The sequence below is a fragment of the Streptomyces sp. SA15 genome (assembly GCF_002291145.1).
Classification (GTDB): Bacteria; Actinomycetota; Actinomycetes; order Streptomycetales; family Streptomycetaceae; genus Streptomyces.
Window position 1 is genome coordinate 148,975 of sequence record NZ_NTGE01000126.1, and the last position, 18,228, is coordinate 167,202.

Annotated in this window: 15 protein-coding genes; 12 read left to right on the top strand and 3 right to left on the bottom strand. The window is 70.7% G+C overall.

The window, feature by feature from the left end; genetic code table 11:
* Positions 1 to 230: 230 nt before the first annotated feature.
* The 3 genes from CLM62_RS29695 (at position 231) to CLM62_RS29705 (ending at position 3,395) form a co-directional block, all read left to right on the top strand.
* The gene (locus tag CLM62_RS29695) at positions 231 to 1,508 is read left to right on the top strand and encodes an extracellular solute-binding protein (RefSeq protein WP_095752974.1); all 1,278 of its coding nucleotides are present in this window, start codon (positions 231 to 233) and stop codon (positions 1,506 to 1,508) included.
* 166 nt (positions 1,509 to 1,674) lie between these two features.
* Complete coding sequence (locus CLM62_RS29700) at positions 1,675 to 2,565, top strand: carbohydrate ABC transporter permease (RefSeq protein ID WP_095753003.1); 891 nt, start codon at positions 1,675 to 1,677, stop codon at positions 2,563 to 2,565.
* Positions 2,566 to 2,615: 50 nt separating this feature from the next.
* Complete coding sequence (locus CLM62_RS29705; RefSeq protein WP_095753004.1) at positions 2,616 to 3,395, top strand: carbohydrate ABC transporter permease; 780 nt, start codon at positions 2,616 to 2,618, stop codon at positions 3,393 to 3,395.
* 13 nt (positions 3,396 to 3,408) lie between these two features.
* Here CLM62_RS29705 and CLM62_RS29710 read toward each other — a convergent pair whose 3' ends face one another.
* Positions 3,409 to 4,626 (bottom strand): acyl-CoA dehydrogenase family protein, encoded by a 1,218-nt coding sequence (locus CLM62_RS29710; protein WP_095752975.1) that lies wholly within the window; start codon positions 4,624 to 4,626, stop codon positions 3,409 to 3,411.
* Between the two features lie 110 nt (positions 4,627 to 4,736).
* On the opposite strand from CLM62_RS29710, the gene fabG reads away from it, so the two are divergent.
* From fabG to CLM62_RS29735, 6 genes are read left to right on the top strand one after another with little or no spacing between them, the layout of a single operon-like run.
* Entirely contained in the window at positions 4,737 to 5,483 is a 747-nt protein-coding gene (gene fabG / locus CLM62_RS29715) for a 3-oxoacyl-ACP reductase FabG (protein WP_095752976.1), read from the top strand.
* Positions 5,484 to 5,503: 20 nt separating this feature from the next.
* Positions 5,504 to 6,754: an acetyl-CoA C-acetyltransferase gene (locus CLM62_RS29720; protein WP_218835636.1), complete on the top strand. Its 1,251-nt coding sequence runs from the start codon at positions 5,504 to 5,506 to the stop codon at positions 6,752 to 6,754.
* Entirely contained in the window at positions 6,754 to 8,193 is a 1,440-nt protein-coding gene (locus CLM62_RS29725) for an OB-fold domain-containing protein (protein ID WP_095752977.1), read from the top strand. Before CLM62_RS29720 ends, CLM62_RS29725 begins: the two co-directional genes overlap by 1 nt.
* Positions 8,190 to 9,194: an acetyl-CoA acetyltransferase gene (locus CLM62_RS29730; RefSeq protein ID WP_257004166.1), complete on the top strand. Its 1,005-nt coding sequence runs from the start codon at positions 8,190 to 8,192 to the stop codon at positions 9,192 to 9,194. Before CLM62_RS29725 ends, CLM62_RS29730 begins: the two co-directional genes overlap by 4 nt.
* Positions 9,155 to 9,397, top strand: a complete 243-nt coding sequence (locus CLM62_RS52005) for a hypothetical protein (protein ID WP_373559201.1) — start codon at positions 9,155 to 9,157, stop codon at positions 9,395 to 9,397. Before CLM62_RS29730 ends, CLM62_RS52005 begins: the two co-directional genes overlap by 40 nt.
* 16 nt (positions 9,398 to 9,413) lie before the next feature.
* A complete protein-coding gene (locus CLM62_RS29735) occupies positions 9,414 to 10,208 on the top strand; it encodes an SDR family NAD(P)-dependent oxidoreductase (protein WP_095752978.1) in 795 nt (264 codons plus the stop codon).
* A 51-nt stretch (positions 10,209 to 10,259) separates the two neighbouring features.
* On the opposite strand, the gene CLM62_RS29740 is transcribed toward CLM62_RS29735, so the two are convergent.
* Positions 10,260 to 12,956 carry an ATP-binding cassette domain-containing protein gene (locus tag CLM62_RS29740; protein ID WP_095752979.1) on the bottom strand — a complete coding sequence of 899 codons (2,697 nt, stop codon included), beginning with the start codon at positions 12,954 to 12,956 and terminating at the stop codon, positions 10,260 to 10,262.
* Between the two features lie 332 nt (positions 12,957 to 13,288).
* Between CLM62_RS29740 and CLM62_RS29745 the strand changes: the two genes are divergently transcribed.
* Positions 13,289 to 14,326 carry an ABC transporter substrate-binding protein gene (locus CLM62_RS29745; protein ID WP_257004167.1) on the top strand — a complete coding sequence of 346 codons (1,038 nt, stop codon included), beginning with the start codon at positions 13,289 to 13,291 and terminating at the stop codon, positions 14,324 to 14,326.
* Positions 14,327 to 14,343: 17 nt separating this feature from the next.
* Positions 14,344 to 15,093, top strand: a complete 750-nt coding sequence (locus CLM62_RS29750) for an ABC transporter ATP-binding protein (RefSeq protein WP_095752980.1) — start codon at positions 14,344 to 14,346, stop codon at positions 15,091 to 15,093.
* Between the two features lie 164 nt (positions 15,094 to 15,257).
* On the opposite strand, the gene CLM62_RS29755 is transcribed toward CLM62_RS29750, so the two are convergent.
* Complete coding sequence (locus tag CLM62_RS29755) at positions 15,258 to 16,289, bottom strand: zinc-binding dehydrogenase (RefSeq protein ID WP_095752981.1); 1,032 nt, start codon at positions 16,287 to 16,289, stop codon at positions 15,258 to 15,260.
* 158 nt (positions 16,290 to 16,447) lie between these two features.
* On the opposite strand from CLM62_RS29755, the gene CLM62_RS29760 reads away from it, so the two are divergent.
* A complete protein-coding gene (locus tag CLM62_RS29760; protein ID WP_095752982.1) occupies positions 16,448 to 18,160 on the top strand; it encodes an IlvD/Edd family dehydratase in 1,713 nt (570 codons plus the stop codon).
* Positions 18,161 to 18,228: the final 68 nt, after the last annotated feature.

Consider the following 18,228-nt stretch of genomic DNA (forward strand, 5'->3'; position numbering starts at 1 on the left):
GTAATTCGAGCCAGGCCCGGACCCCACTCCGGTCGGCCGAAGCGGAGACGGCGCATGCCGCCGCCAGTGATGCTTCGGCACCGTCCGAGAGGACCAGCTCACACCATTCCGGGCAGCGAGGCGCGTTCGCGGACACCGACGCTCTTCAGCCATCCGGAAGCCCCGCCGCGCCCGCCGTCGCCCACGACTCGCAGGTCCCTTCCGGACACGCCGAACACTAGGAGAAGACCGTGGACCTTTCCCGTAGACGATTCCTCGAGGCAGCCGTGCTCACGGCCGCAACGGCCGGGCTGACCGCCGCGTGCGGCGACGGTTCCGGGTCGAGCGGCGGCAAGGACAGCAAGACCCTGAAGCTCTGGTACTGGGCCGGCGGCATGAGCGACAAGGTCGTCGCCGACGCCAAGAAGCAGTTTTCCGACACCACCCTCAAGACGTCCGTGATCGGTGGCGACTTCAAGACCAAGCTGCTCACGGGTCTGAAGACCGCCCAGACCGCCCCGGACATCACCGGCATCAAGGGCGAGGACATCGCCTCCTTCCTGCCCAACGCCAACCGGTTCCTGGACCTGAACGAGCTCGGCATGGACAAGCTGGCTCCCGAGTACCTGTCGTGGAAGCTGAAGCAGGCCACCACCCAGGACGGCAAGCTCATCGGCTTCCCCATCGACATCGGCCCCTGCGCGGTGTACTACCGCGAGGACCTCTTCGCCAAGGCGGGGCTGCCCACCGACCCGGCTAAGGTCTCCTCCGAACTGTCCACGTGGGACGCCTTCTTCGAAGCCGGCGTCGAACTGCACAAGGCCGTGCCGAAGTCGTTCCTGGTCAACAACATCGGCGCGGTGTTCTCGATGGCCGTCGGTCAGGGCACCAAGCGGTTCATCGACGAGGACAACACGTTCATCGGCGACCAGGACCACATCCGTGCCGCCTGGAGCACCGCCGTGAAGGCGTACACCCTCGGCATCGACGCCAAGATCAACGACAACACCTGGAACGCCGCCGTCAGCAACGGCACCGTGGCCACCGGGCTGGGCGCCGCCTGGTACGCGCTGGACATCCAGAACGCGGCACCGGGCACCAAGGGCAAGTGGCGGGTGGCGAGCCTGCCGAGCGGGCCGTCCAACCTGGGCGGCTCCTTCCTGTGCCTCCCCTCGACCTGCGCCAACCCCGAGAAGGCCTTCGAGATCGTCTCCTGGATGCTCAACCCGGAGAACCAGGCGCGCGGCTTCACCGACGCGGCCCTGTTCCCGACCGCCCCGGCCGCGTACAAGCTGCCCGCGCTGACCGGCGGCGACGCCTTCTTCGGCGGACAGAAGACCATCGAGATCTTCGGCCCGGCCGCCGAGAAGATCCCCGCCGCCTACGAGGCCCCGGCCGACGCGGCGGTCTCGGCGCCCTACTACAGCGAACTCACCAGCATCGAGGCCAAGGGCAAGGACCCCGAGGCCGCCTGGAAGGACGCGGTCAGCCAGGCCAAGCGGATCGCCCAGCGGCAGGGAGTGAAGTGACATGTCGTCAAGCCCGGTAGCCGGCCCGGCCCCCACCGGCCCGCCCTCGGGACCCGCCACCGGACCTTCCGGGCAGCCGGCCCCGGACCGCCGCCGCGGTCCGGGCCGGTACGGCCGCCGGGTCCGTCCGGTGTCGGCCGGGGCCCGGCGCGGGCCGCGACGCGGGATCGCCCGGTACTGGTCGCAGTACCTGGCGGTCTCGCCGTACTACCTGATCTTCTCGGTCTTCATGCTCTTCCCGATGCTCTACACCGTGTATCTGGCGTTCCAGAAGTGGGACGGCATCGGGGAGATGCAGTTCGTCGGGCTCCAGCAGTTCCGCTTCCTGTGGGACGACCCGATCTTCTGGCTGTCCCTGCGCAACACCCTGGTCATCTGGGTGCTGGCCACCGTGCCGATGCTCTTCATGGCGCTGGTGCTGGCGGTGCTGGTGAACTCCGTCCGGCGCTTCACGGCCTTCTACCGGGTCGCCCTGTTCATCCCCAGCATCACCTCGCTGGTGGCCATCGCCATCTTCTTCGGCGCGATCTTCAGCAACAACTTCGGGCTCATCAACGCCGTCCTGAAGGCGATGCATCTGGAGGCCGTGCCGTGGCTCAGCAACGAGTGGACGATCAAACTGGTGATCGCGGCGCTGATGACCTGGCAGTGGACCGGCTACAACGCCATCATCTACCTGGCCGGCCTCCAGGCCATTCCCTCGGAGCTCTACGAGGCCGCCAGGATGGACGGGGCCGGTCCGGTGCGGATCTTCTTCAGCATCACGATCCCCCTGCTGCGGCCCATCATCCTCTTCACCGTGGTCGTCTCCACCGTCACCGGCCTGCAGAGCTTCACCGAACCCCAGGTGCTGTTCGGCAGCGACGCGTCGACCAACCCCAACTCCGGCGGGCCGGGCCAGGCGGGCCTGACCACGCTGCTGTACTTCTACCACCAGGCCTTCGACAACAACGACTTCGGCTACGCCGCCGCGATCGTCTGGGCCTTCTTCCTGCTGATCCTGCTCATCGTCACCATCAACTGGCGCCTGGTGCAGCGTAAGGAGCGACGGCCGTGAACAGCCAGAACCGCCAGCGCCTGCGAGGCCTGAGCGTCCATGTCGTGCTGATGATCTGTGTCCTCATCTCGGTGTTCCCGTTCTACTGGATCATCGTCATGGCGACCAACACCTCCCAGGACATCTACAGTTACCCGCCGAAGCTGTGGTTCGGCGGCAACCTGCTGACCAACATCCAGCACCTGTTCGACAAGATGGACTTCTTCGGGTCGTTGCTCAACACGGTGATCGTCGCGGTCTGTACGACGCTGCTGGTGCTGTTCTTCGACTCGCTGGCGGCCTTCGCCTTCGCCAAGTACGAGTTCCCCGGCAAGAAGTTCCTGTTCGGCCTGCTGCTGGCGATGTACATCCTGCCGACCCAGCTGGCGATCATCCCGCAGTACGAGATCATGGTGCAGCTGGGCTGGCTGGGCACGCTCCAGGCGCTGATCGTGCCGGCCGCCGCCAACGCCTTCGGCATCTTCTGGATGCGCCAGTACACCAAGACCGGAGTCCCGGACGAACTGCTGGACGCCGCGCGGATCGAGGGCGCCGGGTTCTTCCGCCAGTACTGGCACGTGGTGCTGCCGTGTGTCCGCCCGGCCCTGGCGTTCCTCGGCATCTACACCTTCATCGCCGCCTGGAACGACTACATCCTGCCGCTGGTGATGCTGGTCAACCCGGACGAGCTGACCCTCCAGGTGGCGCTGGCTCAGCTGTACGCCGGCCACTCCACCGACTACAGCATGGTGATGTCCGGAGTGCTGCTCGCGGTCATCCCGCTGGTGCTGGTGTTCACCTTCTTCGCGCGCGGGTTCATCGCCGACGCCACCAAGGGGGCCCTGCGCTGAGGCCGCCGGGTAGTCAGACTCTGGGTTCGCGTGGCAGCCCCAGCACCTTCTCCGCGAGGATGTTCCGCTGCACCTGGGACGTCCCCGCGTAGATGGTGCCGGAGCGGGCGATGAGGTACGTCGTCGACCAGGACGCCGAGGAGTTCGCGGCCCCGGGGTCGTCGGTGCGGTACGTCCGCAGGGGCGGGCGGCCCACCGGCACCTGGCCGTGCAGGCCCATGATGTCCATCGCCAGGTCGGTGACCTTGGTGTGGTACTCGCTCCAGTACAGCTTGGCGATCGACGACTCGGGGCCCGGCTCGGCGCCCTTGAGCCAGCCGCTGAGGATGCGGTAGCCGAGATAGCGCATGATCTCGACCTTGGACCAGCACCAGGCGATCCGCTGCCGGATCACCGGGTCCTGGTCCTTGCCATACTGGCGGGCCAGTTCGACCAGGCGCTCCACCTCCGCCCGGAACAGGATGGGGTTGGTCGCCGCCTCCTCCCCGCGCTCCACGCCGAGCAGGCTCTGGGCCACGGTCCAGCCGTTGTCGACGCCGCCGACGACGAGGTCGGCGCGGGTGCGGGCGCCGTTGAAGAAAACCTCGTTGAAGTGCAGCTGGCCGCTCATCATGCGGAACGGGCGTACCTCGACGCCGGGCTGGTCGAGGGGGACGAGGAGGAAGGAGATGCCGCGGTGCCTGGGGGCGTCGCGGTTCGTGCGGGCCAGGACGAAGATCCAGTCGCTGTGGTGGGCGCCGGACGTCCACACCTTCTGGCCGTCGATCACCCACTCCTCGCCCTCGCGCACTGCGCGCGTTGTCAAAGACGCGAGGTCCGAGCCCGCGTCCGGCTCCGAGTAGCCCTGGCACCAGGTGTCCTCACCGCTGAGGATGCGTGGGAGGAAGTGACTCTTCTGCTCCTGAGTGCCCCAGCGCAGCAGCGTGTTGGCCAGCATCTTCACGCCGAAGGTGTCCTGCGGCAGCCCGAACGGCACGCCCGCCAGGGCGAGTTCCTCCATGAGTACGACTTGGTGCAGCTTGGACAGGCCCCGGCCGCCGTACTCCTCGGGCCAGGTGAGGGAGAGGTACCCGCGCTCGGCGAGTCGCCGTCGCCAGTCGCGGGCGAAGGCCCAGGCGGCCTCCTCGTCGAGGGCGCCGATGCCCCTCCAGTCCGCCGGCAGCGCCTCGGACAGGAAGCCCCTGACCTCGCCGCGGAACGCCTCGGTCTGAGGGGGATAGCTGATGTCCACTGTCCTGCCTCCTCTTTCGCAGCTCTGCCGGCACCTTCGTCGTGTTGATACTTTCAGCGTAATAGGTTATCTATTTTAGAGGAATAGCGGCGAGCCAGGGGCGGGCTGACATGGGACTGCTGGACGGCCGGAGCGCGGTGATCACCGGCGGCGCGCAGGGCATCGGCTTCGAGATCGCCGGCGTCCTCGGCGGCGAAGGCGCGTCCGTAGTCATCGGCGACATCAACGAGGACGCCGCGGCCGAAGCCGCCGAACGCCTGGCCAAGAACGGCGTGGCCGCCACCTCGCTGCGCTGCGACGTCACCGACGAGGACGAGGTCGCCGCCCTGGTCGGCCACTGCACCGACACCTTCGGACCGGTCGGCGTCATGGTCAACAACGCCGGGATCACCCGGGACGCGACCCTGCGCAAGATGGCCCTCTCCGACTTCCGCGCGGTCGTCGACGTCCACCTCACCGGCGCCTGGAACGGCACCCGGCTCGCCGCCGAGGCGATGCGCGCGCACGGACAGGGCGGCAGCATCGTCAACATCTCCTCCATCGCCGGCAAGGTCGGCAATTTCGGGCAGACGAACTACAGCGCGGCCAAGGCGGGCCTCGTCGGCCTCACGAAAGCGTCCGCCAAGGAGCTGGCCCGAGCGGGGATCCGCGTCAATGCCGTGCAGCCCGGCCTGATCCGCACCGCCATGACCGAGGCCATGCCCCGGACCGCCTGGGACGCGAAACTCGCCGAGATCCCCCTGGGCCGCACGGGCGAACCCGCCGAGGTCGCCCAGGTCGTCCTCTTCCTCGCCTCCGACATGGCGAGCTACATCACCGGAGCCGTGGTCGAGGTGACCGGCGGCCGGTACATGTGACCTCATGAAAGGCGTGATCGATGCCCGCCCTCCTGCGTGACGCGGTGATCTGCGAACCCGTGCGTACCCCCGTCGGCGGTTACGGCGGTGTCTTCCGCGACGTGACGGCGGCCGAGCTCGCGGCCACGGTCGTACGTGCCGCGCTGGAGCGCACCGGGATACCACCCGCCGCCGTGGACGACGTCCTGCTGGGACAGTGCTACCCCAACGGTGAGGCCCCGGCCATCGGCCGCGTGGCCGCCCTGGACGCCGGCCTGCCGGTGGAGGTGCCGGGACTGCAGATCGACCGCCGCTGCGGTTCCGGACTGCAGGCGGTCATCACCGCGGCGATGCAGGTGCAGACCGGCGCAAGCGATCTCGTACTGGCCGGTGGTGTGGAGTCCATGAGCCAGGCCGAGTTCTACACCACCGACGTGCGCTGGGGCGTGCGCGGGGCGGGCACCACGCTGCACGACCGGCTGGCCCGCGGCCGGGTCACGTCGGGTGGCGTCAACCACCCAGTCCCGGGCGGCATGCTGGAGACGGCCGAGAATCTGCGGCGCGAGTACGGCATCCCGCGGGAGGAGCAGGACCAACTCGCCCTGCGCTCGCATGAGAAGGCCGTGGCGGCCCAGCGGGAGGGCCGGTTCGCCGACGAGATCGTGCCCGTCACCGTGCGCACCAGGAAGGGCGAGACGGTCGTCGACACCGACGAACACCCGTGCCCCGACTCCTCGTTGGAGAAGCTGGCGACGCTGCGGCCCGTGCTCGCCCGCCAGGACCCGCAGGCCACCGTCACGGCGGGCAACGCCAGCGGGCAGAACGACGGGGCCTCCGTCTGCGTCGTGACCCACCCCGAACGCGCCGCCGAACTCGGCCTGCGCCCGCTCGGCCGCCTGGTCTCCTGGGCCGTCGTGGGCGTGCCGCCTCAGACGATGGGCATCGGACCGGTGCCCGCCACGGCCAAGGCCCTGGAGCGAGCCGGACTGAAGCTGGCCGACATGGACCTGATCGAACTCAACGAGGCCTTCGCCGCCCAGGTGCTGGCCTGCACCCGTGAATGGGCCCTGACGGAAGCCGACTTCGAGCGGTTCAACGTCAACGGCTCCGGTATCTCACTCGGCCACCCGGTCGGCGCGACCGGCGGCCGCATCCTCGCCACCCTGCTGCGCGAACTGGACCGCCGCGAGGCGCGCTACGGCCTGGAGACCATGTGCCTCGGCGGAGGCCAGGGCCTGGCCGCGGTCTTCGAACGGCCGACGGACGCACACACCGCTCATGGAGGACGCTGATGCCCGGACTGATCGCATACGGCGCCTATGTGCCGTACCACCGCCTCGCGCGCACGGATGTCGCCGACGCGCTGGGCACCCGCGCGGGCAAGGGCACCCGCGCGGTCGCGGGCTACGACGAGGACACCACGTCCATGGCCGTCGAGGCGGCCCGCGGCGCCCTGGCCCGCGACGGACTGCGCCCCCGCATCGGCCAGCTCTTCCTCGCCACCGCCGCACCCGCCTACCTGGACAAGACGAACGCGACCGCCGTCCACGCCGCGCTCGGTCTCGACGAGCACGTGCTGGCCGCCGACATGGCGGGCTCCGTCCGCTCCGGCCTCGGCGCCCTGGTGACCGCCGCCCGCTCCCCGATCCCGACCCTGACGATCCTCGCCGACCTGCGCACCGGCCTGCCCGGCGGCACCGACGAGGTCGCCGGCGGCGACGGCGCGGCGGCGTTCGTCTTCGGCGGACACCGCAACGGCGCACCCGTCATCGCGGAGCTGCTCGCCCACGACACGGTCAGCGACGAGATCCTCGACCGCTGGCGCCTTCCGGGCGCGCCCACCTCCCGCGTCTGGGAGGAGCGCTTCGCCGAGGAGATCTACGTGACCCTCGCGGACAAGGCGCTCACCGCGGCCCTGGACCGGGCGGCTGTCGACATCGGCTCGATCGACCACTTCGTCGTCTCCGGCCTGCACGCGCGCGCGTGCGCGGCGGTACGGCGTGCGGCAGGCGTCCGGCCCGAGGCCATCACCCCGGACCTCACCGGCGCGATCGGCAACGCCGGCACCGCCCAGCCCGGCCTGCTGCTCGCCGACGTCCTCGACCGCGCCCGGCCCGGCGAGACCATCGCGCTCGTCGTGCTCGGCGACGGCGCCGGCGTCCTGCTGCTGCGCACCACCGACGCACTGCCCGCCCACCGCGCCGCCCGCCCGGTCGCCGCGCAGATCGCCGCGGGCAGCGCCCCGATGCCGTATGCCACGTACCTCTCCTGGCGCGGCCTCCTCGACCGCGAACCACCCCGCCGGCCGGACCCCGAACCGCCCTACGCCCCGCCCGCGCACCGCCGCGCGGGCTGGAAGTACGGCTTCATGGCCTCCCGTTGCGAGAAGTGCGGGACCCGGCATCTGCCGCCGGACCGGGTGTGCGTGTCCTGCCGGAGCGTCGACGCCATGACCGACGAGCCGATGGAGCACGTGCGCGGCACGGTCGCCACCTTCACGGTGGACCGGCTGGCGTACACCCCCAGCCCGCCGATGCTCGTCGTGGTCGTCGACTACGACGGCGGCGGCCGTTTCCGCTGCCAGCTGACCGACGCGACCGAGGCCGACGCCGTCATCGGCGCCCGGGTGGAGATGACCTTCCGCCGCACGGTCACCGCGTCCGGCATCCACAACTACTTCTGGAAGGCCCGGCCGGTGCGCACGGGCGAGACCGAGGAGACACACGGATGAGCTCGCACGGAATTCGGGACCGGGTCGCGATCGTCGGCATGGGCTGCACGCCGTTCGGCGAGCACTGGACCAAGTCGGCGGAGGACCTCCTGGTCGACGCGGTGGGCGCGGCGACGACCTCGGCCGGCCTCACCCTCGACGACATCGACGCCTTCTGGTTCGGCACGCAGGCGTCCGGCGTGTCCGGGCTGACGCTGAGCCAGGCCCTCCGTCTGCCCTGCAAGCCGGTCACCCGGGTGGAGAACATGTGCGCGACCGGCTCCGAGGCCCTGCGCAACGCCTGCTACGCCGTCGCCTCCGGCGCGTACGAGGTGGCCATGGCGGTCGGCGTGGAGAAGCTCAAGGACTCCGGCATGTCCGGCCTGTCCGGCACCGCCATCCCGGGCGCGGGCGACGACAGCCGCGGCGAGATCACCGCCCCGGCGAACTTCTCCCTCCTCGCCCCGGCGTACGCCGCCAAGTACGGCCTGTCGGACGAGGAGATGAAGGACGTCATCACCCGGATCGCCTGGAAGAACCACGTCAACGGGGCCCGCAACCCCCGCGCCCAGTTCCGCAAGGAGGTCCCGCTGGAGCGCATCCGGTCGGCCCCGATCGTCGCGGGCATGCTCGGCGTGTTCGACTGCTCGGGCGTCTCCGACGGTTCGGCCGCCGCGATCGTCGTCCGCGCCGAGGACGCCTACCGGTACACGGACAAGCCGGTCTTCGTGAAGGCGCTGTCGTTCGTCGCCGGCCCGGCGGACGGCCTGTCCGACCCGGAGTACGACTTCACCACCTTCCCCGAGGTCGTCGCCTCCGCGCGGGAGGCCTACCGGCAGGCGGGCGTCACCGACCCGCGTGCGGAGCTCGCGCTGGCCGAGGTCCACGACTGCTTCACGCCCACCGAGCTGGTGCTGATGGAGGACTGGGCTTCTCCGAGCGCGGGCAGGCCTGGAAGGACGTCACCAGCGGGGCGTTCGACCTGGACGGCTCGCTGCCGGTCAACCCCGACGGGGGACTGAAGGCCTTCGGCCACCCCATCGGCGCCTCGGGCCTGCGCATGATGTTCGAGGCGTGGCTCCAACTGCGCGGCGAGACACCGCCCGAGCGGACCGTGCGGACCCTGGCCGAAGGACGCTCGCTCGCCCTCACGCACAACCTCGGTGGCGGGCCCGGCGAATGCGTGTCCTTCGTGTCGGTCGTCGGCAGCGAACTCACCGATTGAGAAAGGCAGTTCGGTCATGGGACGACTCGACGACAAGACAGCCCTCGTGACCGGAGCCGCATCCGGCATCGGCGCCGCCACCGCCCTCCGCGTGGCGGCCGAGGGCGCGCACACGGTGGTCGCCGATCTGAACCTCGACGGCGCCAAGGCGGTGACGGAGGAGATCCGCTCCGCCGGAGGATCCGCGACCGCGGTCCCGGTCGACCTCGGTGACGTCGCGAGCGTACGGGCCATGGTGGACGCGGCGGTCGAGGCGTACGGCGGCCTCGACATCCTGCACAACAACGCGGCGGCCACGCACCTCGCCGCCCGCCAGGACCTCGCCGTCCTGGAGGCCGACCCGGCGGTCTGGGACGACACCATGCGGATCAACCTGCGCGGAACCATGGTCGCCATCCAGGCCGCCGTCCCGCACATGATCACCCGGGGCGGCGGCTGCGTCATCAACACCACGTCCGGCTCAGGGCTCTCCGGCGACCTGCGTAATCCGGCGTACGGGGCCTCGAAGGCCGCGCTGATCAATCTGACCCAGTACGTCGCCACCCAGTACGGCAAGCAGGGCGTGCGCTGCAACGCCATCGCGCCGGGGTTCGTCGTCACGGAGGCGAAGACGGGGCCGGCGTACGAGGCGATCCGCGCGACGATGCTGCGTCATCACCTCACGCCCCGCCTCGGGCGGCCGGAGGACATCGCGGCGGCGGTGGTCTTCCTCGCCTCCGACGAGGCGGCGTTCATCACCGGGCAGACGCTGTGCGTGGACGGCGGTCTGCTGTCCCACCAGCCGTACGTGGCAGACCTGCGGGACGCGTAACCGGTCTCGGAGCCTGTGTCACATCCCCGGCCGGGGATGTGACACAGGCTCTCAGGCCAGCGCCTCCGGCTCGAGGTCGCCCAGGTAGGCCGCCCGCACCGCCGGATCCCCGCGCACCTCCTCCGGCGTACCGACGCAGATCCGGCGTCCGAAGTCGAGCACGACCACCTCGTCGCAGACGCTCATCACCATGTCGACGTCGTGTTCGACGAGCAGCACCCCCATGCCCCAGTCCTCGGCGAGCCGCCGCACCAGGTGGGCCAGCTCCCGCGTCTCGTCGTCCGACAGCCCGGCGGCCGGTTCGTCGAGGAGCAGGACGGACGGCGAGGCCGCCACCGCGCGGGCGATGGCCAGCAGCCGCCGCTCGCCGTACGACAGGTCTCCCACCGGCCGGTCCAGACTGTCCGTCAGGCCGAACTCCCGTACCGCGACGAGAACTTGGGCGGGCAGCGGGCGGCTGCCGGGGCGGATCAGGTCCGTCAGGAACGCCCACCGTCCCGGCCGGTCGCAGGCGGCGTACAGGTTGTCCAGGACGGTCATGTCCTCGAACAGCTCCAGCGACTGGAAGGACCGGCTCAGCCCGGCAGCGGCCCGTCGGTGCACCGGCAGGCGGGTCACGTCCTGCTCGCCGAGGCGCACAGTGCCGGACGCGGCCCGGGTGAAGCCGGTGACGGCGTCGATGGCGGAGGTCTTGCCGGCGCCGTTGGGCCCGATGAGCCCCACGACCCGCCCCGGCTCGACGTCGAACGAGAGCCCGTCGACGGCGACGACACCGCCGTAGCGCACGGTCAGATCCCGCACGTGCAGGGGAAGCGGTGCGGCGCGGTGCACGTCCGGCACGGCCGCTTCGCCGGCCTCCCGCGCGACGGCACCGCTCTTCGGGAACAGCCTGCGCTCGACTCGTACCGCCTGCCTGCCGGCCTCCCGCCCGATGCCGTCCTGATTGCCCACCAGGGTCAGGATCAGGATGACCCCGCCGATCAGCGGCATCCACTCGCTCAGCCCGGGCAGCACCCAGTCCCCGAACCGGGCGCCGACCGTGCCCGCGGCGAACGTGGCGCCGAACAGCGGGCCGACGAGGAAGCCGACACCGCCGATGACCGCGAGTCCGAGTGCGGTGATGGAGTCGAAGCTGGCGAATTCGGAGAGGACCACCGAGGTCGAGCGGAAGCCGGTGAGCACTCCGGCGAGCGCGGCGAGGGCCGCGGACAGTCCGAAGGCGTACAGCTTGGCCGCGCGGACGTCGATGCCGAGGGCCGCCGCGGCGCGTTCGTTCGCCCGTACGGCGACGAGCCGGCGGCCGGTGCGGCTGCGCCGGACGTTGGCGACCACCAGCGTGGCGGCGACGAACATCACCAGCACCACGGCGGCGTACCGCTGCGGATGGTCGACCCCGGAGACGCTGATCCCGAAGAGCGTCTGCTTGCCCACCGCGATGCCGTCGCTGCCCGGCGTCGTGGACAGATCGGTGTTCTGGAAGACCATCGCCTCCAGCGTGGTGCCGAGCCCGAGCGTGATGATGGCGAGGTTGACCCCGCGGGTGCGCACTGCCGGGAGGGCGAACAGCAGGCCGATCGGAACCGTGCCCAACACCCCGGCCAGCAGAGCGAGTTCGAACGGCCATCCCCAGTCGGCCGCCGCGTGCCCGGCGATGAAGGCGCCGGTCCCGGCGAGGGCGTACGCCGCGAGGGAGACCTGTCCCGCGTACCCGGTGACCACGACGATCGACAGGATGATCAGCGAGAACACCAGGGTGGTGGTGATCGCGTCGGCCCACAGCGGCGTGGACAGGTTCACCAGCACCAGCCCGACCACGACGGCGAGGACCAGCGGCACGGGGCGCACCCGTCCGGTGCCCAGCGCCGGCAGCCGGTCGAGGAACGTGCCGCGCAGCGGCAGCGCCCGGCCGCGCGCGACGAGGACCAGGGCGATGAAGAGGAACGGCACCGACGAGGCGAGTCCGGTCACGTCGGAGCCGAAGCGGGTCAGCTCGGACTGCACGACACCGATGACCAGGCCGCCCGCCAGGGTGATGGGGAACGAAGAGAACCTCCCGACCAGGGCGGCGGCCAGCGCGCTCAGCAGGAGGGTGGTCAGCCCGGTCACCGACAGGCCGATGACCGGCACGATCAGGATGCCCGTCAGGCCCGCGAGCGCCGAGCCCAGGGCCCAGTTGGCGGTGGCGATCAGGTCGGGGGACCAGCCGAGCGAGGCGGCGGTGTTCTCGTTCTCGGCGACGGCGGTGGTGCCCAGGCCGAACATGGTGCGCTTGTAGAGGAGATGGAGGGCCACCGTGACGGCTACCGCGATGCCGAGCAGCCACATGCGGTCCTCGGAGACCGTCGCCCCGGCGATCGTCAGCAGCCGGTTCGGCAGCTTGCCGGGCACCAACTGCACGCTGTCGCCGTAGCGTTTGACGGCGACGGCGGTGAGCACGATGAACACCGCCAGGGTGCCGACCAGACGGGCCGGCGAGGACGCCCGGCGCAGCGGGCGGATCACCAGCAGATGGGTCAGCACGCCCAGCACCGCGGAGACGAGCACGCCGCACGCGACGGCCGGCCAGTACGACACGCCGTGGTGGGCGGCGAGTTCCCACTGCACATAGGCGCCGGCCATCCCGATCGCGCCGTGGGCGAGATTCAGGACACCGGAGCCGCGGTAGACCAGCACGATGCCGTGCGCGGTGAGCGCGTAGAGCGCACCGAGCCCCAGGCCGAGCAGCGCGAAGCGCAGGACGTCGTCCATCGGGGAACCTCCCAGAGGTAGGGGCCGACACAGCACATTCATTTAAATAATTGTGCCGAGAGTACTTCACTAACTCCAAAACGCACCCCATGCTGTTCGCCATCTCGACGACGAGCCCCGCGGAGGAACCATGAACGACTCACGACGACGCAGAACCGCCGCGGCGGGCTGTCTCGCGGCGACCGGAGCCCTGCTGGCAGCCGGCTGCGGGGGAGAGGCGTCCAGCAGCACGACGGAAACGACCTCGCTGAAGGGCAGCCCGGTGAAGGTGATGGTCTGGGCCCCGGAGAACACCCAGGGCAGCGCCCAGCCGGGGATCCGGCTCACCGCCCGTGCCCGACGAGAAGTGGATCAACGACAACGGCGGCATCAAGGGCGGCCCGCTGAAGGTGATCACCTGCAACGAGAAGAACGACGCCGCCGAGGCCGAGAAGTGCGCACAGCAGGCGGTCGCCGAGAAGGTGGTCGCGGTCGTCGGCTCCTACAGCCTGGCCGGGGACCGCTTCATGCCGATCCTTCAGAAGGCCGGCATCCCCTACATCGGGGGGACCGGTGTCTCGGCGGCGGAGTTCTCCAATCCGCTGTCGTTCCCGGTCAACGGCGGCACCCCGGTGGTGTTCGCGGCACACGGGCGGCAACTGGTGGAGGAGGGGTGCGAGAAGATCTCCGGCGTGCGGTACGACGTGGCCGCCGCCGCCATCGTCTCGAAGTTCCTCACGCTCGGCGTGACCTCTGCCGGTGGCGCGCCGCCCAAGGACCTCAAGGTGCCGGTCACCGCCACCGACCTCGCCCCGCAGGTCGCCGCCGCCACCAAGGGCAGCGACTGCGTGAGCGTCATCCTCGGCACGCACTCGGACCTGTTCGTGACGTCGTACGTGCAGTCCGGCGCGAAGACGAAGCTGGGCAGCGTCGTCGGCAACCTCACCCCGGAACTGGCCGAGAGCACCGGTGGCGCCGGCAGCCCGCTGGAGGGCTCCGCCATCACCGGCTACTACCCGCCGGTCTCCGACGCCGCCTGGAAGGACTTCGTCGAAGCCACCAAGGGCAAGGACATCGACATCACCAGCGGCGCCAACGCGACCGCCTGGGTGGCGTTCAAGGTCTTCACCGAGGCCGCCAAGAAGCTGCCGACCATCTCGGCCGAGGCGCTGGTGCAGGAGCTGAACACCACCTCGGGTATCGACACCGGGGGCCTCACCCCGGCGCTGAACTGGAAGACGTCGACGGCCCTGCCGATCAAGGGCCTGAACCGTATCCACAACACCACCGCCACCGAACTGACCATCCGCGACGGCAAGATCGAGTGGGCCGAGTCCGGGTCGACCTTCGTCGACGTCCGGAAGGTGCTGACGGCCAAGCCGGCCGGCTGAGTCGAAGGAGAACGTCCGTGCACGACAACGGACATGACCGTCCCGGCGCGGCACTCGCGCCGGACCCGGCACCCCTGATCGAGGCCCGCGCCCTCTGCGCCGGATACGGCACCCAACCCGTCGTACGCGACCTCGACTTGGAGGTCCGGCCCGGCGAGGTCGTCGCCCTGCTCGGCCCCAACGGCGCGGGCAAGACGACCACCCTCAGAGTTCTGGCGGGCGACCTCGCCCCGATGAGCGGCGACGTGCGCTGGCTGGGCGACACCGGCCACGCACCGCTGCACCGCCGCGCGCGCCAGGGCCTGGCGTACGTCGGTGAGCGGGCCGTCTTCACCCGCCTCGACACCGCGGACAACCTCCGGGTCGGCCGGGTGACGACGGAGCGGGCCCTCGCACTCTTCCCCGAACTCGAAAAGCGCCTGAGGACCGGTGCGGGCATGCTGTCCGGCGGCGAGCAGCAGATGCTGTCGCTGGCGCGCGCGTTGTGCCGCACCCCGAAGCTGCTCCTCGCGGACGAACTGTCGCTCGGTCTCGCCCCTCTCGTCGTCGACCGCCTCCTGCGGGCGGTGCGGGAGGCGGCCGACCGCGGCCTGGGCGCGCTGCTGGTCGAACAGCATGTGCGCAAGGTGCTGGACATCGCCGACCGCGTGTACGTCCTGCGCCGCGGGCGCGTCGTCATGACCGGCACGCCGAAGGAGCTGCGCGGAAATCTGGACGCGATCGAGTCGTCGTACCTCGCGAAGAATGAACCCCTTGTAGCTGATTGAGGTGGGTTGTCGTGACAAGCGCACGCGAGCAGATCCGGGCCCTGGCCGGGTCCGGTGACACCTTCGACGGTCCCGCCGAGGAGGTACCGCTCCGGTGGCCGTCGTACACGTGATCCGCGGTGAGGTCGACGAGGGCCCGCACATCGCCCACGGGAACTCGGCCTTCACGGCACCCGCCGCTGGTTCAGGCGCGGGTCGATGTGGATCTTCGGTCCCGGCCCGGCGCCCGGCGGGCGCTCACCGGCGAGGACGGGGCCGACCTGCTCCAGGCCGACGGTCGCGGCGACGAGTGGCCTCGGATCGACGGAGCCGTCTGCGTACGCCCGGATGGTCGCGTCGAGGCCGGGGGAGGCGGACAGGATGCCGACCGCGGTGACGTCCTTGAGGGCGAGCGTGCGGGTGTCGATGCGGCTGGGCTCACCCGCCAGCCCGATGTAGACGACACGGCTGGCTGGTTCCACCAACTCCAGGGCCAGTGCAGGCAGTTGAGGGGAGTTCGAGGCGTCGATGACCGCGTCGAACGGCAGGTCCGGGACGGAGTCCTCCGGCCACGCGTGCTCGAAGCCCACCTCGCGGGCGAAGGCCAGCGAACTGTCGGTACGGCCCATCAGGTGTACCTGAGCACCGGCGGCCCGGGCGAACATCGCGACCAACAGGCCGATGGTGCCCGGGCCGAGGATCAGTGCCCGGTCTCCGGGCTGCAACTCGGCGGCCTGAGCGGCGCGAAGGGCGTTGCCGCCTGGCTCCACCAGTGCGCCGAGTTCGGCGTCGACGGTGTCGGGCAGGGCGTGCAACGAGGAGGCGGGCACCGCGAGTTGCTCCGCCAGGGCGCCGGCCCGCCCGCCGCGTACACCGACTTCCTGCCGCTTCTCACACACGTGCTGGTGGCCCCGCAGACAGCGGCGGCAGGTGCGGCAGCCGAGCATGGTGTCGCCCATGACCCGCCGGCCGAGCCAGGCGGGGTCGACGCCGTCGCCGACGGCGGCCACGCGCCCGGCCCACTCGTGGCCCAGCCGCATCGGGTAGGTGGAGTGCCCTTGGTGGAGGTAGGCCATCTCGCCGGTGAAGAACTCCACGTCGGTGCCGCACACGCCGACCCGCTCGACGTCGACGACGACTTCGCCGGGGGTCGCCACCGGCGCCGGGACCTCCTGGACTTCGTACTGGCCGGGGCAGGTCAGGACGAAGGCGCGCATGAGACGGGTGGCTCCTTCAGCCCCACACCGTCGGGGTAGCGGGCCGGCTCCCCCGGGGTCTGTTGATCCGTCGTACGTCTGCGTATGCTCCACGGCGTTCCGGAGAATAGACCACCGTACCGATTACTGGAAAGCCTCGGACATGAGGGAGTCGGGCCGTGAAGCTCCGCAGCGCGCAGTGGTACGAGGGTCAGGACCGCAACGCCTACATCCACCGGGCGTGGATGCGCCGCGGCGTCCCGGGCGACGCCTTCAGCGGCCGTCCGCAGATCGCCATCGCCAACACCGCCTCGGACCTGACCCCGTGCAACGCACACCTGACCGAGGTGGCCTCCTCCGTCCGCGACGGCGTGTACGAGGCGGGCGGGATTCCGCTGGACCTGCCCGTGGTGTCGCTGGGGGAGACGCAGTTGCGGCCCACCGCCATGCTCTGGCGCAACATGGCGGCGATGGCAACGGAGGAGATGCTGCGGGCCAACCCCATCGACGGCGTCGTCCTGCTCGGAGGCTGCGACAAGACCATCCCGTCCCTGCTGATGGCCGCCGCCTCGGTGGATCTGCCCGCCGTCGTCGTGCCCGGCGGCCCGATGCTGACCGGGACCTTCCGCGGTGAGCCGCTGGGCTGCGGCACCGACGTATGGCGGCTGTCGGAGGAGGTGCGGGCCGGAAAGCTCTCCCAGGAGCAGTTCACCCGCTCCGAGTCGGCGATGATCCGCAGCCGCGGCCACTGCAACACCATGGGCACCGCCTCGACGATGGCACTGGTGGCGGAGGCGCTGGGCACGGTCGTCCCGGGAGTCGCCGGCACCCCCGCGCCGGACAGCCGTCTGCTGGAGGCCGCCCACGGCACCGGCCGGCTGGCCGTCGACATGGTGGCCGCCGACCGCAGGCCGGGCACCTTCCTGACCGAGGCGTCCTTCCACAACGCGATCGTGGCGCTGGCCGCCATCGGCGGGTCGACCAACGCGGTCGTCCACCTGCTGGCCATCGCCGGCCGGCTCGGCATCGACCTGACGCTCGACGACTTCGACCGCATCGGCTCCCGCGTGCCGGTCCTGGTGGACCTGCTGCCGGCCGGCCGCTTCCTCATGGAGGACTTCCACCGCGCCGGAGGGCTGCTCGCCGTCCTGCGCGAGGTCCGCGACCTGCTCGACCCCGACGCGCTGACCGTCACCGGAAAGCCGCTGGTGGACTACCTCGACGACGCTCCGATCTGGGACTCCGAGGTCATCCGTACGCGCTCACAGCCGCTCGTCGCCGAGGGCGGCATCGCCGTCCTGCGCGGCAACCTCGCCCCCGACGGGGCGCTCATCAAGCCGGCCGCCGCGTCCGCGCACCTGCTGCGGCATCGCGGCCGGGCGGTCGTCTTCGACTCGATCGAGGACTTCCACGCCCGTATCGACGACCCGGACCTCGATGTCGACGCCGACTCCGTCCTCGTCCTGCGCGGTTGCGGCCCCAAGGGCTACCCGGGCATGCCCGAGGTGTCGAACATGCCGCTGCCGAAGAAGCTGCTCGAACAGGGCGTGCGCGACATGGTCCGCGTCTGCGACGGCCGGATGAGCGGCACCGCCTATGGCACCGTCGTCCTGCACGTGGCACCGGAGGCGGCAGCGGGCGGCCCCCTCGCCCTCGTACGCACCGCAGACGTCATCAGCCTCGACGTCGAAGCCCGGCGCATCGACGTCGAGGTCCCGGCGGACGAACTCGCCCGCAGGACCCCGAACCAGGCCACCGTCACCGGCTTCGCCGACCCCCGGCGCGGCTGGGAGCGCCTCTACGTCGACCACGTCCTCCAGGCCGACACCGGCGCCGACCTGGACTTCCTCGTCGGCTCCAGCGGTTCGGAGGTCAGCCGTGAGTCGCACTGACCACTCCGGCCGGCTCGTCCGGAGGAACCGGATGAGCCGGCCGGGGCCGTAGCCGTCGGTCGCTTACT